21 protein-coding genes are annotated in these 23,354 nt (G+C 40.4%); 12 read left to right on the forward strand and 9 right to left on the reverse strand.

Annotation, left to right across the window (positions count from 1 at the left end; all coding sequences use genetic code 11):
• Nucleotides 1-29: 29 nt before the first annotated feature.
• On the reverse strand, nt 30-887 hold the full coding sequence (locus ABXG83_RS02705; protein WP_026770093.1) for an RNA polymerase sigma factor RpoD/SigA: 858 nt from the start codon (nt 885-887) through the stop codon (nt 30-32).
• Nucleotides 888-1,208: 321 nt separating this feature from the next.
• Here ABXG83_RS02705 and ABXG83_RS02710 point away from each other — a divergent pair, with 321 nt between their 5' ends.
• Genes ABXG83_RS02710 through ABXG83_RS02720 form a run of 3 tightly spaced genes read left to right on the forward strand, consistent with a single transcriptional unit; the run spans nt 1,209 to nt 4,446 of the window.
• On the forward strand, nt 1,209-2,252 hold the full coding sequence (locus ABXG83_RS02710) for a GntG family PLP-dependent aldolase (protein ID WP_353549955.1): 1,044 nt from the start codon (nt 1,209-1,211) through the stop codon (nt 2,250-2,252).
• A 44-nt stretch (nt 2,253-2,296) separates the two neighbouring features.
• Nucleotides 2,297-3,955, forward strand: coding sequence for a glucose-6-phosphate isomerase (pgi, locus tag ABXG83_RS02715; RefSeq protein ID WP_353549956.1), 1,659 nt, complete (start codon nt 2,297-2,299; stop codon nt 3,953-3,955).
• A 2-nt stretch (nt 3,956-3,957) separates the two neighbouring features.
• Entirely contained in the window at nt 3,958-4,446 is a 489-nt protein-coding gene (locus ABXG83_RS02720) for a GNAT family N-acetyltransferase (protein ID WP_353549957.1), read from the forward strand.
• Between the two features lie 133 nt (nt 4,447-4,579).
• Here ABXG83_RS02720 and ABXG83_RS02725 read toward each other — a convergent pair whose 3' ends face one another.
• Nucleotides 4,580-5,029, reverse strand: a complete 450-nt coding sequence (locus ABXG83_RS02725) for a DUF3276 family protein (RefSeq protein WP_353549958.1) — start codon at nt 5,027-5,029, stop codon at nt 4,580-4,582.
• 178 nt (nt 5,030-5,207) lie between these two features.
• Nucleotides 5,208-7,028, reverse strand: coding sequence for an ABC transporter ATP-binding protein (locus tag ABXG83_RS02730; protein ID WP_353549959.1), 1,821 nt, complete (start codon nt 7,026-7,028; stop codon nt 5,208-5,210).
• A 115-nt stretch (nt 7,029-7,143) separates the two neighbouring features.
• On the opposite strand from ABXG83_RS02730, the gene ABXG83_RS02735 reads away from it, so the two are divergent.
• The 3 genes from ABXG83_RS02735 to secDF all read left to right on the forward strand — a co-directional run bounded on the left by ABXG83_RS02735 (nt 7,144) and on the right by secDF (nt 11,276).
• On the forward strand, nt 7,144-7,470 hold the full coding sequence (locus ABXG83_RS02735; protein WP_353549960.1) for a hypothetical protein: 327 nt from the start codon (nt 7,144-7,146) through the stop codon (nt 7,468-7,470).
• A gap of 53 nt (nt 7,471-7,523) precedes the next feature.
• Nucleotides 7,524-7,988 carry an FKBP-type peptidyl-prolyl cis-trans isomerase gene (locus ABXG83_RS02740; protein ID WP_353549961.1) on the forward strand — a complete coding sequence of 155 codons (465 nt, stop codon included), beginning with the start codon at nt 7,524-7,526 and terminating at the stop codon, nt 7,986-7,988.
• Nucleotides 7,989-8,204: 216 nt separating this feature from the next.
• Entirely contained in the window at nt 8,205-11,276 is a 3,072-nt protein-coding gene (gene secDF, locus ABXG83_RS02745; protein WP_353549962.1) for a protein translocase subunit SecDF, read from the forward strand.
• Nucleotides 11,277-11,345: 69 nt separating this feature from the next.
• Here secDF and ABXG83_RS02750 read toward each other — a convergent pair whose 3' ends face one another.
• On the reverse strand, nt 11,346-11,690 hold the full coding sequence (locus ABXG83_RS02750) for an iron-sulfur cluster assembly accessory protein (RefSeq protein WP_353549963.1): 345 nt from the start codon (nt 11,688-11,690) through the stop codon (nt 11,346-11,348).
• A gap of 250 nt (nt 11,691-11,940) precedes the next feature.
• Here ABXG83_RS02750 and ABXG83_RS02755 point away from each other — a divergent pair, with 250 nt between their 5' ends.
• The 3 genes from ABXG83_RS02755 (at nt 11,941) to ABXG83_RS02765 (ending at nt 14,634) form a co-directional block, all read left to right on the forward strand.
• Entirely contained in the window at nt 11,941-12,435 is a 495-nt protein-coding gene (locus ABXG83_RS02755; RefSeq protein ID WP_353549964.1) for a hypothetical protein, read from the forward strand.
• A gap of 72 nt (nt 12,436-12,507) precedes the next feature.
• Entirely contained in the window at nt 12,508-14,061 is a 1,554-nt protein-coding gene (locus tag ABXG83_RS02760) for a methylmalonyl-CoA mutase family protein (protein WP_353549965.1), read from the forward strand.
• 9 nt (nt 14,062-14,070) lie between these two features.
• Nucleotides 14,071-14,634, forward strand: a complete 564-nt coding sequence (locus ABXG83_RS02765; protein WP_353549966.1) for a GNAT family N-acetyltransferase — start codon at nt 14,071-14,073, stop codon at nt 14,632-14,634.
• A 51-nt stretch (nt 14,635-14,685) separates the two neighbouring features.
• On the opposite strand, the gene ABXG83_RS02770 is transcribed toward ABXG83_RS02765, so the two are convergent.
• Nucleotides 14,686-15,108: a YqaE/Pmp3 family membrane protein gene (locus ABXG83_RS02770; RefSeq protein WP_353549967.1), complete on the reverse strand. Its 423-nt coding sequence runs from the start codon at nt 15,106-15,108 to the stop codon at nt 14,686-14,688.
• A 96-nt stretch (nt 15,109-15,204) separates the two neighbouring features.
• Between ABXG83_RS02770 and ABXG83_RS02775 the strand changes: the two genes are divergently transcribed.
• Both ABXG83_RS02775 and ABXG83_RS02780 read left to right on the forward strand, forming a co-directional pair.
• Nucleotides 15,205-16,722, forward strand: coding sequence for a serine hydrolase (locus tag ABXG83_RS02775; RefSeq protein WP_353549968.1), 1,518 nt, complete (start codon nt 15,205-15,207; stop codon nt 16,720-16,722).
• A gap of 25 nt (nt 16,723-16,747) precedes the next feature.
• A complete protein-coding gene (locus ABXG83_RS02780) occupies nt 16,748-18,040 on the forward strand; it encodes an amidohydrolase (protein ID WP_353549969.1) in 1,293 nt (430 codons plus the stop codon).
• 75 nt (nt 18,041-18,115) lie between these two features.
• Here the strand turns inward: ABXG83_RS02780 and ABXG83_RS02785 are convergent, their stop codons facing one another.
• The 4 genes from ABXG83_RS02785 to hutI form a co-directional block, all read right to left on the reverse strand.
• Nucleotides 18,116-18,775 (reverse strand): YggS family pyridoxal phosphate-dependent enzyme, encoded by a 660-nt coding sequence (locus tag ABXG83_RS02785; RefSeq protein WP_353549970.1) that lies wholly within the window; start codon nt 18,773-18,775, stop codon nt 18,116-18,118.
• Between the two features lie 10 nt (nt 18,776-18,785).
• On the reverse strand, nt 18,786-19,964 hold the full coding sequence (locus tag ABXG83_RS02790; RefSeq protein ID WP_353549971.1) for a hypothetical protein: 1,179 nt from the start codon (nt 19,962-19,964) through the stop codon (nt 18,786-18,788).
• 106 nt (nt 19,965-20,070) lie between these two features.
• The gene (locus ABXG83_RS02795; protein WP_353549972.1) at nt 20,071-21,132 is read right to left on the reverse strand and encodes a formimidoylglutamase; all 1,062 of its coding nucleotides are present in this window, start codon (nt 21,130-21,132) and stop codon (nt 20,071-20,073) included.
• A gap of 77 nt (nt 21,133-21,209) precedes the next feature.
• Nucleotides 21,210-22,442 (reverse strand): imidazolonepropionase, encoded by a 1,233-nt coding sequence (gene hutI / locus ABXG83_RS02800; protein ID WP_353549973.1) that lies wholly within the window; start codon nt 22,440-22,442, stop codon nt 21,210-21,212.
• 148 nt (nt 22,443-22,590) lie between these two features.
• On the opposite strand from hutI, the gene ABXG83_RS02805 reads away from it, so the two are divergent.
• Nucleotides 22,591-23,277, forward strand: coding sequence for a spheroidene monooxygenase (locus ABXG83_RS02805; RefSeq protein WP_353549974.1), 687 nt, complete (start codon nt 22,591-22,593; stop codon nt 23,275-23,277).
• Nucleotides 23,278-23,354: the final 77 nt, after the last annotated feature.

Raw genomic sequence — 23,354 nt, forward strand, 5'->3', positions numbered from 1 at the left:
GAAAGGGCTGGTCATTTTCTTTTAAAACCTTATCCCAGATAAGCTTTCAACGCATTGCTATAACGCGCTTTCTGTAGACGTTTGATCGCTCTTTCTTTGATCTGACGGATACGCTCTTTGGTAAGGTCATATTTCATACCAATTTGTTCAATGGTAACACCATTTTCTCCATCCAGACCGAAATAAGCATTCACGATCTCAGCTTCTCTCGGACTCAGTGATTTCAATACTCGGCGAATTTCTTCGCGTAATGAGTCTTTCATCACATCATCATCAGTGTCATCGCTACCTTCCAATAGATCTCCCATGGCCACATCTTCAGCTTCGTGAACCGGAGCGTCGAGGGATGTGTGACGGGTGTTGCTTTGGAAGATGTTGTTGATCTCCGTTTCGCTCATTTCCAGGATCTCAGCTAGTTCTTCTGTTGAAGGTTCACGCTCATGTTCCTGTTCAAAAGCCATATAGGCTTTGTTAGCTTTGTTGTAAGTGCCAATTTTGTTTTGAGGCAGGCGGACTAATCTACCCTGCTCTGCCAACGCTTGTAAAATGGACTGGCGAATCCACCATACGGCGTATGAGATGAATTTAAAACCCTTGGTTTCATCGAAACGCTGGGCTGCTTTTATCAAACCGAGGTTACCCTCGTTGATCAGATCGCTAAGAGAAAGACCTTGGTGCTGGTACTGCTTAGCAACAGATACCACGAAACGTAAGTTGGCCTGCACCAGTTTGTCGAGTGCTCGCTGATCACCCATTTTGATACGCTGAGCCAGTGTGGTTTCCTCTTCAGGTGTGATCATCGGAATTTTCGAGATCTCCTGTAAGTACTTTTCAACCGCCTGCGAATCTCTGTTGGTAATCTGTGTTGCAATTTTGAGCTGCCTCATGATGTGCTATTAACTGTATTATTATAAACGACTATTAGACCCTGAATGTTGTATAAAAGCTGTTGCTGGATTCGTTAAAATTGGCAGCAATGGCTCTTTCAGAAGCGTGCAAAAGTACGAAACAGCCTTCGAATATGCCAGCTTTTGTGGAAAAACTTGCATAAATGGGCAAAATTTGCGCACTTTCAAAGCAAAATAAATATTTTAAAATACTGATTAACAAATACTTGTAAATATTTATTCACATTACCGCTGGCACTTTTGCGCAGGTATCCATCCCTCCTCCTATTTCAATCACTCTTCTCAATAATCCCGGAGGATATGTTTGCCATCACACATTATCTTTGGCACATGATCGATTTTAGGAGCGACACCGTCACCAGACCTACCCCTGGTATGCTCAAAGCTATGCACGAAGCCCCTCTTGGGGATGATGTTTTCGGAGAAGACCCCACCATTAACCATTTGGAACAATTCGCTGCCGGTCTTTTTGGTATGGAAGCCGGAATATTTTGTCCCAGCGGCACCATGACCAACCAAATTGCCATTAAATGTCATACCCAGCCCGGTGATGAAGTGATCTGTGATCATTTATCACATATTTACCAATATGAAGGAGGTGGTATCGCTTTCAATTCAGGTGCTTCCGTACGTTTATTGCAAGGTGATCGTGGACGCATCACAGCAACGCAGGTGTTGGGAGCGATCAATCCGGATGATATTCATAAGCCGGTGACCACATTGGTATCCTTAGAAAATACCGCCAACAGAGCCGGTGGAAGTTGTTATGATTTTGATGAGATAAGATCTATCCGTAAGGTCTGCGATCAGCATCAATTGAAACTGCATCTGGATGGTGCCAGACTTTTTAATGCGCTTGTCGCCAAGAATGAAACTTGTAAACAATACGGTGAGGTCTTTGATACCATTTCTATTTGTTTGAGCAAAGGATTGGGTGCACCGGTAGGAAGTTTGTTACTTGGGCCCGCATCATTCATCAAAAAAGCGCGTCGTTTTAGAAAAGTATTTGGTGGAGGAATGCGACAAGCAGGTATGTTAGCTGCTGCTGGTTTGTATGCACTGGAGCATCATGTACAACGTTTACAGGAAGATCATCATCATACGCAATTACTGGCAGATACTTTGCGACAAAAAGATTTCGTTGGAGAAATTCTGCCTGTTGAAACCAATATCGTTATTTTTGAGGTGAAAGGTAGATTCACTGCACCAGATCTGGTGACGATACTCAAACGATCCAATATTCTAGCCTTAGCCATATCACCAACACAAATACGATTGGTGGTGCATTTGGATATTACCCCTGCGATGATCGAAACAACTATTCAGACGATCAAAGCGTTATAGACGATTATTATTGCTAGCCAGAAGAATTAAAGACAAAAAAAGAGATGTTACCTAAAATCAATCCGACCAATACACAAGCATGGTTTTTATTGCAGAAGCACTATGAGGAAGAAATGAATCGCCGTCATATGCGCGATCTCTTTGCTGCTGATGCAGAAAGGTTTAATAAATTTTCTATCAGATTGAATGATCTTCTTTTTGATTATTCTAAAAATATCATCAATCAGAAGACATTACAATTACTCCTGCAACTGGCTGAAGACTGCAAACTAAAAGATGCAATACATGAGATGTTTGCAGGCATCAAGATCAATGAAACGGAACAACGTTCTGTGCTTCATACAGCCCTGCGTAATTTTTCTGACACCCCTATCCTAGTAGATGGAAAAGATATCATGCCTCATGTACAAAGAGTACAGGCGCATATGAAATCGTTTACCGAAGAGGTGCATAGCGGAAAACATAAAGGGTACACAGGAAAAAAAATCCGATTCATAGTAAACATCGGTATCGGAGGAAGTGATCTCGGACCGGTAATGGTTACTGAGGCCCTCAAGCCATTTTGGAAAAAAGGGATCGAAACTTTTTTTGTAAGCAATATTGATGGCACACATATCAGTGAAGTATTAAAAAAAGTAAGACCGGAAGAAACCTTATTTCTGATCGCATCCAAAACATTTACTACGCAAGAAACCATGACCAATGCGCATACTGCTAGGCAATGGTTTTTGGAAACTGCCGAAGACGAAAAACACATCGCCAAACATTTCGTAGCGCTCAGTACCAATGAAAAAGAAGTGACCGCTTTTGGTATTGATAAGAACAATATGTTCGAATTCTGGGATTGGGTTGGTGGGAGATATTCTTTGTGGAGTGCTATCGGATTATCGATCGCATTGACCATCGGTTATGATCATTTTGAAGAATTGCTCAAAGGAGCTGCAGCTGCAGATGAACATTTCAGAAAAGAAAAATTTGAGAAAAATATTCCTGTACTGATGGCTCTATTGGGTATTTGGTATACCAATTTCTTTGGTGCACAAAGCGAAGCGATATTACCATACGACCAATACCTGCACAGATTTGCCGCCTATTTCCAACAAGGGAATATGGAAAGTAACGGAAAGAGCATTGATAGAAGCGGCAACCCGGTTAACTATGCAACAGGCCCTGTTATCTGGGGTGAGCCGGGTACCAATGGACAACATGCTTTCTATCAGTTGTTACATCAGGGTACACCATTGGTGCCTTGCGATTTTATAGCACCTGCTATCAGCCATAATCCGGTTGGAGATCATCATCAAAAATTATTATCCAATTTCTTCGCGCAAACAGAAGCGTTGATGAATGGAAAATCAGAGAATGAAGTGAAAGTGGAATTGATGAAGGATCATAAATCACAGGAAGAGATCAAAAAGATCGCTCCATTCAAAATATTCGATGGTAATAAACCAACCAACTCTATTTTAATCAAAGAGATCAACCCCTTCAATTTGGGTCAGCTCATTGCATTGTATGAACACAAAATATTTGTACAAGGTGTGATCTGGAACATCTATAGCTTTGATCAGTGGGGTGTTGAATTGGGAAAACAGTTGGCCAATAAAGTATTACCTGAATTGGCAGATGACTCTGAAATACATTCTCATGATAGTTCAACCAATGGACTAATCAATGCGTATAAAGCGTTTAGAAAAGCATAGTCATGGAAGGAGTTACCATACGTCATATACATCCAGCCGATAATGCCGCCATGGCAAATGTGATCAGAAGATCATTGGAAGAGTTTGGTGCGAACAGACCAGGTACAGTTTATTTTGATGATAGCACTGATCATCTCTATGAATTGTTTCAATCTGAACCATTGAGTGAGTATTTCATTGCAGAAAAAGAGGGTGTTTTATTAGGTGGTGCCGGTATTTATCCCACCGATGCATTACCTGAAGGAACTTGTGAATTGGTAAAAATGTATCTCACTCCTTCCGCACGTGGACTGGGTTTAGGCAGAACAATGATCGCGAAGTGTTTAGAAGCAGCAAAAAATAAAGGGTTTACTTCTGTTTATCTTGAGACAATGCCCGAATTAAAGAAAGCCGTAAGTGTCTATGAAAAATTCGGCTTTACCTACCTTGATGGTCCCATGGGAAACAGCGGGCATAATGGATGTGATATTTGGATGATTAGAAAACTGTAAATAAGGAATGAGAAACATGAAATAAGAAAGTCAATTTATAGTCCTTACTTTCTTATTTCATGTTTCTTATTCCTTATTTCATATTAAAAAAGCCGATCATTGATCGGCTTTTTTGCAGTTGGTTTTGGTTGTTTTACCATTTGTCTACTTCTTCAGAAGCAGTGGTTGATGCAGCAGCAGCGTCAGTGATAGGTGTCGCAGCAACAGCTACCGGAGCGGGAGCAGCTACTTCTTCTACTTCAGCATCGGCAGTGTAGCCGTCTTGCTGCCCTTCAGCACCTTCTGCATCATCATATTCATGGTTGAATGCGTCGAAATCGAAATCTGGCATCAGGTCGGTCTTCACATAGTCAACAGCCTCTCCCAATGCTTTGATGAACTTGTTGAAATCTTCTTTGTAGAGGAAGATCTTGTGTCTGTCATAACCATTGTTATCAAAACGCTTACGGCTCTCGGTGATCGTTAAATAATAATCATTTCCGCGAGTAGCCCTTACATCAAAAAAATAGGTTCTTCTTTTACCAGCTCTGATTCGTTTGCTGTAAACACTTTCCATTTTTTTGTCGTTGTTCTCGTACGCCACAGTTGTTGTTTTTTGGTTTTCTGATTTTTTATGCCTGACAAATATAGGGATGTTTCGGAATTACCAAAATTTTCGAAAAACTTATTGGGACTGGGGTTTAGAAGCAAGTTGATAGTAGACAGTTGACAGCAAGAAATTATTTGTTTTTCTGTCATCTGTCAACTATTAACGGTCAACTTTAACTGTTATCCGTTAACTGTAAACGGTACAATTCGGCATAGTATCCATTTCGCTTGAGCAATTCCTCATGTGTGCCGGATTCGCTAAGTGAGCCATTGTCGAGTACAATGATCTTATCAAATTTAAAGCTGGTGAAAATTCGGTGGGTTATAATGATCGCCGTTTTATCATGTAAATATTGGTAGAGATTACTAATGATCTCATATTCTGTCTTCGCATCCACTGCACTCAAACAATCATCAAAAATGATGATCTCGGGTTCTTTTATCAGTGCACGGGCGATCGATATCCTTTGTTTTTGTCCACCACTCAAAGTCACCCCACGCTCCCCGATCATCGTTTCATATCCATTACTAAATCCCTGAATCTCTTTATGAACACTAGAAAATGAAGCAGCTCGTTCAACCACAGTTCTCTCTGCTGGTTCTTTCAAACCAAAACTGATATTATCATGCACCGTGTCACTGAATAGAAATACATCCTGTTGTACATAACTGATCTGAGAACGTAGTTCATGTAAAGGGATATTCCTGATATCACGATTACCAATTTGAATACGACCATTCGTCGGATCATAAAATCGTAATAATAATTGAGCCAAGGTGGACTTACCACTGCCTGTTTTTCCAAGGATCAATATTTTTTCTCCGCGACGAATCGATAAATTAAAATCCTGTATTGCACGTATACCTGTATGCGGATATGTGAAAGATAAATCCTGAATGACAATATCACCCCCTACCTTTTCCGTACTTTTTTCTGTCGCATTGTCTTTGATCACTGGCGCTGTCAACAGGAATTCATTCAAACGTTTTTGAGAAGCTGCCGCTCGCTGGATCATACTGGCTGTCCAGCCAATAGCACTTACAGGAAAGGTCAGCATGTTAATATAGATCACAAACTCGACCACCAGCCCTACTTTACTCGGATCCTGCAAAGCTTGAATGCCTCCAATAAAGATGGTCACAAGTGTACTGATGCCGATCATTAAAGCCATGCTTGGGAAGTAAATGGCTTCTACTTTCGCCAATCCAATAGCGTTTTTCTTATAAGATTCACTATTTTTCTCAAAAAAGCCCATCATGGCCTTCTCTTGCACAAAAGACTTGATCACACGTATGCCTGAATAGGATTCTTGTGCATTGGTGGTAAGGTCAGATAATAAAGCCTGGATGCGTTCACTTTTCTTGTTGATGATACTATTGACAATATAAATAGTAATGGCCAGAATTGGTAAAGGAGCCAGAACGTATAAAGTCAGCGTTACATCTTTTCGTAACATGTTCACAACGCAAAAACTGATCAGTGTCACCAAATTAATAAGGTACATGATGGCCGGACCCGTATACATTCTCACCCTGCTGACATCTTCTGTCATTCTGCTCATCAGATCCCCCGTACTATGGGTCTTATAAAACGAAGTATCTAATAGTTGATAGTGATTGAATATTTCATTTTTCTGATCATATTCAATGTGGCGACTCATCACAATGATGGTTTGACGCATAAAGAACATAAGTACACCCCTCAAAATGGCCAATAATAAAATCGTCATACTGCAAATAGCCACCAGCCATGCAAAAGTGAATTCCGATGAACTGACCCATTGAATAAAGGCAGTTACCAGTCCATCATCGGTGTTCTTAAGGGAGGAAGGTTTCGCACCGGGCAATTGCTGCTGTACCTGATTTACCACAAAACCGGTGATCTGGGGGGCCAATACGGCAAAGTAGTTGGATAAAACAACAAAGAGTATTCCGAGAAAGAATCGGAAGCGATATTTCCAGAAATATTTATTGAGTGCCGAGAGGTGCTTCACGAATGATTGACTTTAGGACAAAACTACAAACAGAAACACTGGTAATCACTCAATTGTTACAAACGGGGCGAGAGATTATCCCGATGGCAATACGATCATTCTTTATTTTTGTGGCATGTTGACTAAAGAGGAACTTGATTTTTTGGATTATTGGGAGAAAAACAGCCTACAACAGAAACACAGTACACGTCCATTCATGATCGGACTCTCAGCCGGATTTGTTCTGGGTATTAGTTTGATCGCTGTGGTTTTTTCGGGTTGGTATGAAAGAGCCAATATGGTGGCCAATTCGAGATTGAGTTCCTTTGTGTTTCTTTTGGCGATATTGGGTATCTCCTTTTTCATGGCATTTATGTACCGAAAGTTTCGTTGGGAAACCAATGAACAACGCTATAGGGAGTTGTTGGCCAGAAAAAAAACACTTGAAAAAAAAGAAGTATAAGCAGCCCCACGGGCTAAAAAATGGTCTTAACCGTAAAACAGACGAATTTATACATGAAAAGAGCTTTATTGTTATTGAGTTTAGGAATTGTAACCCTCTTTGTTTCTTGTGGAAAGCAGGATAAAGGATGTGAACCCAAAACACCTGCATCGGAGAGAGCGGAAATGGTGGCCTATTGTCAGGCAAATGGGATCAACTTTACGGAGCACTCGAGTGGAATACTTTATGAAATTGTATCAACTGGTTCAGGCATCACACCTACCATTAATAACCTGGTTTTTGCTGTATATACTGGAAAACTTTTGAACGGAACTCAATTTGATGCTACTGCAAACCCGATCAGCTTTCCTTTGAGTGGTGTGATTGAGGGCTGGAAGATCGGTATTCCGCTTATCCAGAAGAGCGGCAGGATCAAAATGGTGATACCATCGGCTTTGGCATATAGCTGTACCGGATCAAACTCGATTCCACCGAATAGTCCGCTTTTCTTTGATGTAACGTTAACAGACGTAAAATAAATAACGGGTTTGGCGGGATCATATCCCGCCAAACTTATGTTCACAACTGTGTATAAACCCGTTTATTGAGCGCCTTCATATTCGATGAAACCCCTATCCAACAAGACTTTCTATCTATTTTATACCCCCAAAGCTTCAAACTTGGCGGAACTGGTAAATTTCATTACCATTCCCCTATCTTTGCCGCTCTAAAATTTTTTGAAAACCCTTACCGATATGCAACTGAAAGGTTTAGTGCGATTTTTTGCGATTGCCCTGATTTTAATCTGCCTCTACCAGTTATCTTTTACCTGGTTTGTACGCAGCCACGAAAAAGCCATGGATGAAAAGGCGCAAGCCTGGATCTCCCGCTTCCCTACTCCGGAACAAAAATACCCCGGGAACAAAGAACTACAGGCGATCTACGCCGACAGCCTTTCTGAAGTAAAAAAGGAAAGATTGCAGCGTCTACTCGACAGTACCAAAGACACCAAGCTGGCTTTTGGTTTAACGACGTACCGCAGTGCGAAAGAAAAAGAACTCATGTTGGGTCTGGATCTGCAAGGTGGTATGAGCGTGACTATGGAAGTAGGATTGGATGGCTTGATCAAATCACTGGCCAACTTTACCAAAGACCCTGTCTTCAATAAAGCATTGGATGCTGCAGTTGCGCGTAAAGCTAATAGTGGTGCGAACTTGATCACTTTATTCCGTGAAGAATACAAGAAACAGAATCCTTCCGGTAACCTCGCTCCTTTTTTTGCTACACGTAGCAATGGAAAAGTGAAGTTTGATGCTTCTGATGATGCAGTAGCGAACTACCTGAATGATCAGGCTACCGCTGCTTTCAACAATACATTCCGAATCTTGCGTACACGTATCGACCGTTTTGGTGTGGCATCTCCTACCATCAATCCTGATCCCGCAAAAGGTATCATCAATATTGAACTGGCAGGTGTCAATGATAAAGAGCGTGTAAGATCTTATTTACAATCTACTGCCAATCTTCAGTTCTTCGAAGTATATACTTTTGAGAGCCGCGATCTGCAAGAAGGTTTAGTAGCTGCTGATAAAGCAGTTCAGGATTACCTGAATGGTTCAGCACAAACTACACCGGCTGATACCACAAAAGCAGCCACTACAGCAACCACCACTGCTGATACTACTAAAACTGCGACCATCTCTGGTATTAAAAAAGATGCAAAGACAACCGCTGCAACTACTACACCAAAAGATAGTCTGAACCAAAATCCGATCGCCAGATTGATCCAATTCTCTCAGCCTTATCAAGATCAGGGTGGTAAAGTGATCTATCCGGCTGCTTTGGGTTATATCCAAGCGAAAGATACCGGTACACTGAATGATTATTTGAAACTTGATTTCGTGAAAGCGAAATTCCCTTCTAACCTGGTATTCATGTATGGCAAAACAGAATCTTCTGATGCCAATATGAAAGATATTCTGGCTTTCTATGCGATCAAAACATTAGATAATGGCCAGGCTGAATTGGAAGGCGATCATATCTCTAGCGCTGCTCAGGATTTTGATGAGCGTGGACGTATCGCTATCAAAATGAACATGGATAAAGTGGGTAGCAATATCTGGGCTAAAATGACCACACGTAATGTGGGCAAGCCGATCGCTATCGTATTGGATAATTTTGTTTATTCTGCACCGAATGTGAATGATCCAATCACTACCGGTAACTCACAGATCAGTGGTAACTATACTTTAAAAGAAGCACAAGATCTATCTGAGATCCTTGAAAGCGGTAAACTGCCTGCTCCTGCTAAAATCGTTCAGGAACAACAAGTAGGTCCTACCTTGGGTAGCGAATCTGTAAAAGGCGGTGCTCTTTCTTTCGGTATCTCATTCTTGGTGATCTTCGTATTGATGCTGGTTTACTTTAATACCGGCGGATGGGTGGCTAACATCGCCCTGATCCTTAACCTACTGTTCACTGTGGGTATCCTCAGTGCACTTGGATTTACCTTAACCGCTCCTGGTATTGCAGGTCTGGTACTGACCATCGGTATGGCAGTGGATACCAACGTAATCATCTTTGAGCGTATCAAAGAGGAAATAACCAAAGGAAAAGGTTATCAAGCTGCTGTGAATGATGGTTACAAACGTTCATTGGCTCCTGTACTCGATGGACATATCACTACTTTATTAACCGCTATTATCCTTGCCTATTTTGGATTAGGTCCGGTATTAGGTTTCGCTACCACACAGATCATTGGTATTCTGTTGTCATTATTCTGCGGTATCCTGGTATCTCGTCTGATCACTGACTGGTATACGAATAAGAATCGTCACTTTGAATATTTCACAGGATTATCTAGAAAGATCTTCCAAAAAGCCGCTTTCAAATTCATTGAATACAGAAAAGTTGCTTATGCAATTTCTATCGTGATCTTCTTACTGGGTGTATCTACCTTCTTCAATGGCTTTGATCAAGGTGTGGAATTCGCAGGTGGACGTAGCTATACCATTAAGTTTGATAAGCCTGTGAATGTTGAAGAAGTGCGTGATCAGTTGAAAGTTACTTTCGGCGAATCACCCATCATCAAAACAGTAAACAGTAATAACCAGCTTAACATCACTACTTCTTATAAAATTGAAGAAACCGGCAACAATGTAGATTCTTTGGTTGAACGCATGTTGTATACCGGCTTACAGAAGCAGTTGCCACAAGGCTTAAGTTTCAATGAATTTGAAACAAAGTATAAGCAAAGCTCTCAGACCGTATTACCTACGATCTCTGATGACTTGAAAGCCGGTGCTACACAAGCTACCATCTTCGCACTCATCGTGATCTGTTTGTATATCTTCATCCGTTTCCGTGATTGGAGATACTCATTGGGTACGATCTTCTCTTTGATGCACGACGTATTTGTTACGTTGATCGTTTTCAGTTACGCGCGTACTATTGTACCATTCCCATTAGAAATCGACCAGCATTTTATTGCTGCGATCTTGACGGTGATCGGTTTCTCAATGAATGATACAGTGATCGTGTATGACCGTATCCGTGAAGACAGCGGTATGATGAAAGGTGTTAACAATGCAACGATTATCAATAAAGCGATCAATGAAACATTGAGCCGTACCATTATGACCTCTCTCACCGTATTCTTAACCCTGTTGATCCTCTTCATCTTTGGTGGTGAAGTGACCAGAGGTTTTGCATTCGCCATGATGATCGGGGTATTCACTGGTACTTACTCTTCTATCTTCGTAGCAGCTCCGATCTTGGTAGACTTTGCTAAAAACAAACCATTAGGTAAGGCTACTGAAAAGAAATAATCCGTAGCTCATCACATAAAAAAATCCCCTTGTCATTGACAAGGGGATTTTTATTTAAAAAGAAAAAAATTAAACTGCAAAAGAGGTGCCACATCCGCAGGTCTTACTGGCATTGGGGTTCGTAAAAGTGAACCCACGACTGTTCAATCCACCCTGCCAATCAATTTCCATCCCATAGAGGTATAACTGATGACTTTTATTCATGACGCAACGAATGCCTTCAATTTCGAAATGTTCGTCTTCATCAGTAGGCTGATCAAATCCCAATACATAGGTCATACCGCTGCAACCCCCACCCTTAACGCCTACACGCAGGAATTGACTTTGATCAAAACCCTCTTCATTCATCAAGCGACGTAATTCATTGATCGCGCCTTCCGTTAAACTCACCGGTGTTCCTGTGATCGTACTCATAAAAAATCCATTTAGATACAAATTTACAAGGTTTCGCCAAAATGGGACCGTAAGGACTTTTTCGAGAATGGAAATTAGTTTTTATTAGTTGACAGTTGTTAGATGACAGTTGACAGTGAGTAAAACCTTGTTTAATTTGTCTTATCCCTTAATTTTCCTATCAACTGTCATCTAACAACTGTCAACTCTTCTCCCTGCTCACTCTCGGCTTTTCTGTGCTATTTTTGACGAAAATCTGGATATGCTGGATATGACAACATTGTTGACGGTTGTGATCGGATTGATGATCGCGGGCTTCGCAGGATACTTATTCTATCTACAAAGAAAAAATCAACGTGAAGAGCAGCATTCAAAGAAGACTTCGGTTGCTCTTCAGTTACAAGCATATGAACGATTGGCATTGCTAACAGATCGCATCGCCTTGCCCAATCTGATCAGTCGCTTGGGTAACCCTGATGTGAATGCCAGTGAAATGCAGTTTTTACTGACGAAAAATATCAAAGATGAATTTGACTATAACATTTCACAACAGATCTATGTTTCTCCTGAAATATGGAATGCGATCAGAAATCTGAAAGAGAATAATTTATTGATTATCCATCGGGTCGGCACATCTGTACCCAGCATGGCTTCTGCTGCTACCCTTAACCGTGCCATTCTTGAATACCTGATGCAGGATCCAAAAGCAAATTTGCATGAAGTAGTCAGCGAAGCGCTGAGTTATGAAGCCAAGAAACTGTTTTAACAAGTGAGTAGTTAGTAGTCAATAAAAAACTTACTCACTACTCACTATTCACAAAACTCTAGGTCTATAAATATGAAAAAGATAACTACCGACAGCGGCATTGATATCAAAGAAGTGTATTATCCTGCTGATCTCCCCAATACTGAGCAGGAAAAGCCGGGAAGTTTTCCTTATACCAGAGGTGTGCAACCGGATATGTATCGTGGTAAATTATGGACGATGCGTCAGTATGCCGGATTTTCAACTGCAGAAGAAAGTAATAAGCGCTATCATTATTTGTTATCACAAGGTGTAATGGGATTGAGTGTGGCATTTGATCTACCCACACAAATAGGATATGACAGTGATCATGCATTAGCAGAAGGTGAAGTGGGTAAAGTGGGTGTAGCAATCGATAGCTTGGAAGATATGGAAACCCTTTTCAAGGGGATACAATTGGAGCAGGTCAGCACTTCCATGACCATCAATGCTACCGGATTTATCTTACTGGCTTTTTATGTGGCACTTGCCAAAAAGCAGGGCGCAGATCTGAAGAAGATCAGTGGTACGATTCAGAATGATATCCTGAAAGAATATGCTGCGAGAGGAACTTATATCTATCCTCCCAAACCTTCTATGCGTATCATCACTGACATCTTTGAATGGTGTAGTAAAGAATTGCCTAAGTGGAATACCATCTCCATATCAGGATATCATATTCGTGAAGCAGGAAGCACTGCTGTGCAGGAAATCGCCTTTACATTGAGTAATGGTAAAGCCTATGTAAAAGCTGCTATCGACAAAGGACTTGATATCAATGTTTTTGGTAAACGTCTCTCCTTTTTCTTCAATGCACACAATAATCTCTTTGAAGAAATTGCAAAATTCAGAGCGGCCAGAAAAATGTGGGCAACCATGATGAAAGAATTGGGTGCTACAGACGAAAAAGCAATGATGCTTCGCTTTCATACCCAAACAGGTGGCGCCACACTCACAGCACAACAACCTTTGAATAATATTTGTCGTGTCACCATTCAAACACTTGCTGCTGTATTAGGCGGAACGCAAAGTTTACATACCAATGGTTATGATGAAGCCCTCAGTTTACCAACTGAAGAAGCGGCACGTATTGCCTTGCGTACACAGCAAATTGTGGCTTTTGAGAGCGGAGCACCTGACACAGTTGATCCTTTGGCAGGAAGTTATTTCATTGAGTCATTGACCAAAGAAGTAGAAGACAAAGCCTGGCAGCTAGTCGAAAAAATTGACGCTATGGGCGGAAGTGTGGCTGCAATCGAAGAAGGATTTATGCAGGATGAGATCGCACGTAGTGCCTATGAATACCAACGTAATATTGAGAGTGGTGAAAAGATCATTGTTGGGGTGAATAAATTTCAGGTGCAAGAGACAAACAATACCCCTGTATTTAAGATTGATGATAGTATTCGTCAGGTTCAAAGTGATAAACTCAAATCACTCAGATCAAGAAGAGATCAGGTTAAAGTAGATGCTTGTTTACAGGCAATATCTCAGGCCGCACAAACAAATGAAAACCTCATGCCACTGGTGATAGAAGCAGTTGAAAACTATGCAACATTGGGTGAGATATCGGATACTTTAAGAAAAGTCTTTGGAGAATATCAATAGTTCAGATGTATGTATACGATACAGTTAGCCAACACACATAAAGATTTACAGGAAATAGCAGCACTCTCTTCAGTCAATCTGCGTACCATTGTCAGTGAAACCGAAAAGGCAGCACAAGGTTTCCTCACTTGGGAATACACTGAAAAATTGTTGCAGGATATGCATGAAATTGCGCCCAGTGTCATCGCAAAGTGGAATGACCAAGTAGTAGGCTATGCACTAGTAGCTACACATGCAATGTCAGGAGTGCATGCAGAAATGAACGTGATGCTGAACAATCTTGCCACTTTAACCTATCAAGGCAAGCCGATGAACGACTATAAGTACTACATGATGGGACAAATATGTATAGCAAAAGAGCATCGTGGACAAGGCTTGTTCGATCAGTTGTATGAATATCATCGAAAGGTCAATAGTGATCAGTATGATATCCTACTCACAGAAGTATCAACTTCCAACCACCGCTCTTTGAGAGCACACGAGCGAGTTGGATTTAAAACCATCCACACCTATCATGATCATATGGATGAATGGAATGTAGTAGTATGGGATTGGAGGAAAGAAGCAAACTGATGAATGTAGAATGTCCAACTCCGAAATTGGACATTCTACATTGATTATTTATCAGCCTAATACAACGATCAACGCATAAATAACACCCGGTAACCAGAATAGCAAAGTAAGCAATACGCTTAACCAGAATTTACCATTCAGTTCTCCTTGATGAAGTCCAACAGCTAAAGGTGGCAACAACACGGCAAGAATAGCCAGCAATACTGTATTGGTTTGTACATCACTTCCTGCTTTTTTTGCAGCTTTATATTCTCTTGCGATCTTTTTTACTTCTTTGATCCTCGCTTTTCGTTCAGTCCTGCTTAAGCTCTTGAATTCACGAATAGCATCTTCCACCACTACATCATTCATTACAGGAGCTTGTTGTGTTGTGACTTCTTTTTTACCGGATATGACTTCGGTAGGCTCTGTGATACTGCTATTGGCAGATAACACGATGCTCACAGCCATTAAACTCAAACTGATCTTTTTCATATAAAAAGTTTAGAGTCTGAAATTAAATAAAAAAATCATGCATTGTAAATTAAATCTGTCAGGCATTAATTCAGTAATTTCCCTTTAAATACCAATATGAAATTTGTTGTAGGAATACTTTTTTTACTTTTTTCTTTTCAAAAGCCGCTTGCTCAATCCCCTACGTTTATTGGTGACAGCCTTGACAAGTATATACAAAAAGGAATGGCAGACTGGCAAATTCCGGGTCTCTCGATTGCAATTGTAAAAGATGGTAAGACAGTTTATATGAAAGGATTTGGTGAAAGAAACACCACCACACATGCGCCGGTCACTGAGCATACCTTATTCATGATCGCTAGTAACAGTAAATTATTTACAGGAACTGCTATTGCGCAATTGGAGCATCAAAAGTTGCTATCGCTCAATGATAAGATCATTCGTTATTTTCCTGATTTCAAATTATTCGACTCATTGACTACTCAACAGGTCACCATTCGGGACATGTTATCACATCGTATTGGAACAAAGACCTTCCAAGGTGATTTTACTTTCTGGAATGGAAAGATTGGAAGAAGAGAAATCATGCAAAAAATGCGGTTATTGAAACCCACTGGACTTTTTCGTCAGGATTTTGGGTACTGTAATAGCTGCTATTTAACTGCTGGAGAGATCATCCCTGTCATTACCGGAAAACCATGGGAAGTCTATGTATATGATAGCTTATTAATGCCCTTGGGAATGAAAAATACCCATACGCTGGTCACAGGTATGAACCAACGTCCCAATGTTGCAAAACCATACACCACTTCATTCACCGGTAAGATCACAGAATTGCCATATGATCAGGTTGATAATTTAGGGCCTGCAGGCAGTATGGTGAGCAGTGTTCATGACTTATCTAAATGGCTTATCATGCAGTTAGACAGTGGCAGATATGAAGGAAGAACCATTTTGCCATGGCAGGTGATTCAAAAAACCCGAGATGTCAACATTACTTTATCCAGCAGACTGAATACAAATACGTCTTCACATTTCACGGGATATGGACTGGGACTCTTTATGACCGATTACTTCGGGAAGCAGGTCTTTTGGCATACAGGAGGTGCTTTTGGATTTGTTAGTAATACCTGTTTTGTGCCGGAAGAAAAATTGGGTATCGTGATCTTAACGAATAATGATAATCAGTCATTTTTTGAAATATTAAGACACCAAATACTAGCGGCCTATATGGGAGCGGCCTTCATAGATAAACATACGGAAGCGTATAAACATTTTCGTGAAATGGAGGATCGCAAACTTGCCGGTATCAATGCATACGATAAAAGAATACAGCAATTGAAAGAGCCTCCGCTTTCATTGATCGCTTATACAGGTAAATATGTTCATCCGCTCTATGGAACAATTCATATTGTAAAAGAGGATCGTGATCTGATGATCAAATTTGATGGACATCGACAACTCAGTGCAAGATTACAGTATATGGACAATGAAGAATGGCGACTTTCTTACAGTAACCCTGCATTTGGTATTTTTTCTGTCAAGTTCAAAACACAACAGCAACAGGTTGTCAGCATTGATATCCCTGTAAATGATTTTGTAGAATATGATCCATATACATTCAGAAAACAGTAACTTTCAATGACCAAAATATACTTACATGAGATTTTCTTTTTTGGCTTTGGCCTTAGGTAGCAGTTTAGCTATACACGCACAGGAATTACCAACCTCCTATCCTCAACTGGTAAAAGATATTACACCCAAACTGGTTGAATGGCGTCGTCATTTTCATCAAAATCCTGAATTATCAAACAGAGAATTTAAAACGGGCGCTTATATCGCTGCGTATTTGAAATCAATCGGTCTAGAAGTGAAAGCGAATGTTGCTAAAACAGGCGTAGTAGCCATCTTAAAGGGTGGTAAACCTGGGCCTGTTGTTGCACTAAGAGCTGATATTGATGCATTACCTGTTACTGAACGCGTAAATATTCCATTCGCATCAAAAGTTACGACCGAGTTCAATGGACAAACGGTTGGTGTAATGCATGCATGCGGACATGATTCTCACACTTCTATACTTATGGGTACTGCATCTGTCTTGAAAAAAATGCAGGCAGATGTACCAGGTACCATTGTATTCTTGTTTCAACCTGCTGAGGAAGGTGCACCTGCAAATGAAGAAGGTGGCGCTTCTTTAATGATCAAAGAGGGTGCATTGGATAATCCAAAAGTAGAAGCTGTATTTGGCTTACATATCAACTCAACGATCCCTGTTGGAGAGATTCAATATAAAACAGGTGCTTTTATGGCGTCTTCTGATTGGTTTAAAATAGTGGTCAAGGGTCAGGGCGGACATGGTTCTAAACCCTGGAAAGCCATTGATCCGATCGCATCCGCATCACAGATCATTGAAGGATTGCAACATATTGTAAGTAGACAAATGGAATTGACGAAAGCGCCAGTTGTGATCACTGTAGGAGCCATACAATCAGGTGTAAGAAATAATATTATTCCTGAGACCTGTGAGATGTTAGGTACCATCAGAACCCTGGATAGTAAGATGCAAAAAGAAGTGCATGAAAGAATTCGCAATACAGTTAAACATATTGCTGCAAGTAATGGTACAGAAGCGGAAGTTACCATTGATACAAAAACATTGGTGACCTATAACGATCCTGAGTTGGTTAAACTGACACTGCCTTTTCTTGAAAAAGCTGCAGGCAAAGGGAAAGTGGTTACTCGTGATTGGGATACAGGAGCAGAAGATTTTTCATTTTATGGTGAAAAAGCACCTTCCTTCTTTTTCTATCTTGGAGGTATGCCAAAAGATCAGGATGTCAATAAGGCGCCACAACATCATACCGCTGACTTCTATATTGACGAAAGTGGATTCGATCTGGGTGTGAAAGCTTTCTGCCAGTTGGTATTTGATTATGCTAAGAGTAAGAAGTAAGGATTTATTGCCACTGAGAACACAGAATTGCACAGAAAGTTTTTGTCTATCTCAGTGTTTTCAGTGGCAATTGATTTAAGAATATATTCTCGCCCCAAACAATAAGCTCCCAATTCTTACCATGTTACTCCCCTCTTCGATGGCAATTTTATAATCGCCACTCATACCCATACTGAGAATGGCAGATGGCAGATGGCCAATACCAGATGTATTGAAAATATCATAAAGGGATTTAAATTCTGCTCTCACTTTTTCCTGATCATCAGTAAATGATGCCATTCCCATAAGTCCACATACACGTACATTAGGGAAGTGTTCGAGTTGTTCCATTGCTGCCGTTAATTCTTGTTGATCCATTCCAAATTTTGTTTCTTCCGTTGCGATATGGATTTGTAACAGACAATCTATAATGCGATTGTTTTTAGCAGCTTGTTTATCTATCTCTTTCAATAATTTAAGGCTATCCACACCATGTATGAGATGAACAAAGGGTGCTATGTATTTTACTTTGTTAGATTGTAAGTGTCCGATAAAATGCCAGCGAATATCTGTTGGTAAGCTTGCCTGTTTATCTACCAATTCCTGGACATAATTCTCACCGAAATCTCTTTGACCTAACTGGTATAAGGCTTCAATATCTTCAACAGGTTTTGTTTTGCTGACAGCGACCAGTGTCACCTTTTTCTCTTTTAATTCCTGACTGATGGTTTTAAAAACATCGGAATGTATCGACATGCCTGGAAATTTATTGCGAATGTAAAGCCATTCTCTGATTAGTAATAAAGTGTTCTAATAAAAGAAGTTGATTGTATGCCGGACAATAGTAATAGAATTTACCTAGTTGGGCTTTGCCTGTGAACTGTTTTAATTGGTCAGGTAACATAGAAGCCATATTGGCAATAAAAAACGAGAAGGATTCATCTTCCGTCAATTCTCGGAATGAAGTCACTTTTTTGGGTGTAACAATAGGCGGCATCACTTCCCATTTTAACAACGCAGTGGATAAGATCACTTGTTCAAGAAATGAGGAAGATTGTAGCAATAATTCCTTTGCTTCACTCACCATTTGAGATTTTAATGCTTCCAATGCTATGATCTTTTTTGTAGACATCAATCTGGACATATGATACAAAACAATAGCAGGGTTACTGTAATGCGGTGATACATAGGATGCATGACTCAAGTGTTTCTTTTCCTGAATCACACGAACGATGAGATCTAAGCTTGCTGAGTCTGCTTTTGTCCATGCTAAATCATAACGCTGAACCATTAACAATACATTGGCCAATACACATACATCAAAATCAACCGGCATTTTTTTGCCAAACCATGTTGAGTAAGCTGGTATAGTACGGTATTCCGGGAAGGTATTTTTGATCTTAGATATGCCGCCATTTCTATAATCTTGCATGAGCTTATGTACTTCTTCTGCAATAGGTTTATCTGCCGCAAGGGCTAATAACATGATAGCAGTATCATCTAAGTCATCAGGTAGTGCCTGACTTTTATTGAATAGATTCATCCATCCGGAATTCGGAAAGATCTGAGGTGTATCTGTAGGCCAGAAATTATAGGTATTCCTTCCCTTTCGGTTTTTAAATTTATTGCTCACTACTAACGACTCATCAATGATCCTTTTTGCAATGGATTGCTGATACGTTGTCAGATCAGGCATTAGATCACGTAATGTAAACGCGATCAACGCAGTGAAAAATATATTGATATCTGCTTTTTGTTGATGTTGATTTAAAGCATAAATGCGATAGGATGGAAACAATCCTTTAGGAAATACACCCGATTCCTTTACCTGCAACTGTTCTAATCTTTGTAATATTTTAAAAGATACAAGTGTATCGGCAGCTTTTGTATGAGCGATGAATAAAAGGAAAATACTACATCCAATAAAACGACATTTCCAAAGCATGAAGTAAAGATAAGAAATCAACACGTGAGACCTCATCTAAACCTACAAAACGCCTTTGCAAAAAGCGTAGTATTTTCTATGTTTCGTCTTTTGCTTTTGACTTGAATTATCGACTGGTAAACATGGCTTTTACAAAATCAGTAACCAAATAACTGATCATTTTTCCGGTATGATGGCCCGACCTCCCATCTGCAAGTTGTGATGCCCCCTCGCAAATATGCAAATAAGCAACCTTGCTATCTGTAGCTGTGAAATTGATGTATTGTCTGGCATGTGCAAGAGAAATACCTGCCGGACTTGAAGCACTGCTGACAGCATTCTCAATCACGTCCATATCTAATTCAATTCCACAATAGGAATCTTCAGTAAATCCGGTCGCATGTGCTACCGATTGAAGAAATGTTCTTTTTTCATGGATAAAAATATCTTCATAACTGATACAATCAATGAATGGATTATTGACCATGTCCATCCATACATTTTGCGGAAGATAATTTTCATGATAGCCTAAGACACAATATTTCTCTAGATATCCATCTGCTTCGGCATAAGAAAAACCATTACCGCTATGTCTTCCTTCCATTGGACGAAAATCTGCATGGGCATCCAGATTGATCGCATTGATCTGTGCAATAGGGATCAAGCCAGCTTTATACAAACCTTTTGCAGCCCCTTTGATACATGGATAAGCATTATTATGTCCACCCCCGATCACAATGGGTATTTTATTATTTTGTGTGATCACATGTATTAGCTGTTCTACTTCATCATCGATCATATTAACGGCATGTCGATATGCGGCTAACTTTTCATCGTAGCTCTGTGCGTTTTGCTCGATTAAATTTTTGGCATCTGAAAAATCAAAATGACCCAGTAAGAGAATACTACTTCCTTCAAAGAAATCATTGCTCTGTGTATTCAGGAATGTTTGTAAAAAAGCGATCCACCCGGAATCACAGCCACCAATACCTTGATTGGCAAGCACGCCAATATCTTCAGGGATACCCAACAATACAAAAGGGGCACTTGACTGTTGCAAAGACAACTCCAATGCTGAAGGATCTTTGATGACTTGAACCCGTTCACCAATTTTGGTTTCAAATCTTCTGATTCGGGTTACAGACAGAACATCCTGTTTGTTATAGATCTTTAAGTGAGGTAGTTGCAATGTAAATGGATTTACTATGAATATACTGATTTTTTAAATAGTTCATACTCCATTGTCTATGATCTATGTACCATGGACTATTTAAACACTTCTCCATTGATGAGTACCTTATCTATCAGATTGGATCCGAAGGCATAAGGAATATATGCTACAGAAGGAATGGGTTTGGTAATGATCAGGTTCGCTCTTTTTCCGATCGTGATACTTCCTACCTCCTTCTCTACTTCCATTGCATAAGCTCCATTTAATGTGGCTGCATTGATCGCTTCTTCCGGTAACATTTTCATTTGTATGCAACTCATGGACACAACCATATTCATATTCCCACTCGGACTGGATCCGGGGTTGTAATCAGATGCCAATGCAATGGCAGTACCGGCGTCAATCAATTGTCTTGCAAGCTGAAAGGGCATTCTCAGAAAATAGGCAGCTGTTGGTAAAAGTGTACCAATGGTATTTGAAGAGGCTAACAATTGAATGGTTGCCTCATCCATGGTTTCCAGATGGTCAACAGATAGCGCTCCAACCGCCACTCCCGTTTGAACACCGCCCGAAAGATTCAATTGATTGGCATGAATTTTTGGTTTCAATCCGATTTGTTTTCCTGCCTCACAGATACGTTTTGTTTCATCCGGAGAAAAGAAACCATCCTCACAAAACACATCAATGTAATCAGCCAATTGTTCACGATCAATGATCGGTAGCATATCAAGCAGAATCTGATCGATATAACCTTCATGATCTTCTTTGAACAATGTTGGATAGGTGTGAGCGCCAAGGAATGTTGCTTTGATGGGTATGGGTGATGTTTCTTTTAGCTTTTTGATCACACGAAGCATCTTTATTTCTGCATCTACTGATAAACCATAGCCACTTTTTATTTCTACAGCTCCCGTTCCCAACCGTATGATTTCGATCAATCGCTGTTTTGCAGATGTATAGAGATCTTCTTCTGTAGTCAAAGCAAGCCTCCTTGCAGAATTCAGGATTCCTCCGCCCTTAGCCGCTATATCTGCATATGTCATCCCTTTGATCTTATCTACGAACTCTTCTTCCCTACTTGTTGCAAATACCAAATGCGTATGACTATCACACCAACATGGCATTACACTGGCGCCTTGTAGATCAACGATATTTGTTCCTTCCGGACAATCCTTCATAGACCCAAAATCTGCTATCCTTCCGTTTACAATCAATAGCCATGCATCTTCAAGGATCGGCAAATGGCTTAATTCCTTGCCCCGTAATAGCATGGGTTGCTGACGAACATTTATCAGTTGGTGAATGTTTGTTAGAAGCGTTTGATTCATGATGGGAAAATAAGGATTTAGCTGCATGCTTCAAGCTACAAGTCTCAAGCTTTTTGGAATCACTATATTTAATTACTCACATGATCATTCAGATATAATTCATTTAACATAAACTTGCAGCCTGCAGCGTATAGCTTGCGACTATCATATGCTTACACGACTCACCATAGTACGTTATCCAGCTTGGTTCGGATGGGCAGGCTTTTTATCCATGGCATTCTTTCGTTTTCCGCTTTGGCTGAGAAAAGATATTTCATTTTGGAAGCTAATGGGCTGTGGTAGAAATGGTAGCTTCGATAAAACGCCCGATTGGCGCCAATGGGCGATCATGGAGATCATTCAGGACGAAAAAGTACCGGTATCGGGCTTTTTTATTTTATGGTGGAATCTATTTAGGTGTGAAAAATGGGAACTGATCCTTCGTCCTATTGAAGGACATGGTTTGTGGGATGGAAAAGAAGTCTTTGGCACATTACCCAAACACACAGATTATGCAGGAAGAATAGCTGTTATAACAAGGGCTACCATCAGACTTAGTCAACTATCCCGATTTTGGCAACATGTTGATGCTGTTGCACAGAGAATGAGTGGAGCACCCGGATTTATTACTTCTGTAGGAATTGGTGAAGTACCCTGGATCAAACAAGCAACTTTTAGTATCTGGGAATCCAAAGAAGATATGAAATCATTCGCCTATCGTTTACAAGAACATGCAGATGTGGTACGTAAGACGAGACAAGAAAAATGGTACACGGAAGAATTGTTTGTTCGCTTCCAAATCATTGATTCTAAGGGTAGTTTGCGTGGAAATGACCCAATCAAAAGAAATCCTTAGTTTTGTCGCATGAATCATTGTTCTACCATCACATTCCTGACCGCTCACTTCGCCTGGATGTATCGTGGACTGAACTC

The sequence above is a fragment of the Sediminibacterium sp. KACHI17 genome (assembly GCF_040362915.1).
Taxonomy (GTDB): domain Bacteria; phylum Bacteroidota; class Bacteroidia; order Chitinophagales; family Chitinophagaceae; genus Sediminibacterium.

Coding starts and splice junctions, on each gene's coding strand:
- ABXG83_RS02775 (WP_353549968.1), top strand. CDS start 15,205: ATGAAATTTGTTGTAGGAATACTTTTTTTACTTTTTTCTTTTCAAAAG.
- ABXG83_RS02770 (WP_353549967.1), bottom strand. CDS start 15,108: ATGAAAAAGATCAGTTTGAGTTTAATGGCTGTGAGCATCGTGTTATCT.
- ABXG83_RS02740 (WP_353549961.1), top strand. CDS start 7,524: ATGAAAAGAGCTTTATTGTTATTGAGTTTAGGAATTGTAACCCTCTTT.
- ABXG83_RS02765 (WP_353549966.1), top strand. CDS start 14,071: ATGTATACGATACAGTTAGCCAACACACATAAAGATTTACAGGAAATA.
- ABXG83_RS02710 (WP_353549955.1), top strand. CDS start 1,209: ATGTTTGCCATCACACATTATCTTTGGCACATGATCGATTTTAGGAGC.
- ABXG83_RS02750 (WP_353549963.1), bottom strand. CDS start 11,690: ATGAGTACGATCACAGGAACACCGGTGAGTTTAACGGAAGGCGCGATC.
- ABXG83_RS02705 (WP_026770093.1), bottom strand. CDS start 887: ATGAGGCAGCTCAAAATTGCAACACAGATTACCAACAGAGATTCGCAG.
- ABXG83_RS02720 (WP_353549957.1), top strand. CDS start 3,958: ATGGAAGGAGTTACCATACGTCATATACATCCAGCCGATAATGCCGCC.
- ABXG83_RS02760 (WP_353549965.1), top strand. CDS start 12,508: ATGAAAAAGATAACTACCGACAGCGGCATTGATATCAAAGAAGTGTAT.
- ABXG83_RS02755 (WP_353549964.1), top strand. CDS start 11,941: ATGACAACATTGTTGACGGTTGTGATCGGATTGATGATCGCGGGCTTC.
- ABXG83_RS02735 (WP_353549960.1), top strand. CDS start 7,144: ATGTTGACTAAAGAGGAACTTGATTTTTTGGATTATTGGGAGAAAAAC.
- ABXG83_RS02790 (WP_353549971.1), bottom strand. CDS start 19,964: ATGCTTTGGAAATGTCGTTTTATTGGATGTAGTATTTTCCTTTTATTC.
- hutI (WP_353549973.1), bottom strand. CDS start 22,442: ATGAATCAAACGCTTCTAACAAACATTCACCAACTGATAAATGTTCGT.
- ABXG83_RS02805 (WP_353549974.1), top strand. CDS start 22,591: ATGCTTACACGACTCACCATAGTACGTTATCCAGCTTGGTTCGGATGG.
- ABXG83_RS02785 (WP_353549970.1), bottom strand. CDS start 18,775: ATGTCGATACATTCCGATGTTTTTAAAACCATCAGTCAGGAATTAAAA.
- pgi (WP_353549956.1), top strand. CDS start 2,297: ATGTTACCTAAAATCAATCCGACCAATACACAAGCATGGTTTTTATTG.
- ABXG83_RS02780 (WP_353549969.1), top strand. CDS start 16,748: ATGAGATTTTCTTTTTTGGCTTTGGCCTTAGGTAGCAGTTTAGCTATA.
- secDF (WP_353549962.1), top strand. CDS start 8,205: ATGCAACTGAAAGGTTTAGTGCGATTTTTTGCGATTGCCCTGATTTTA.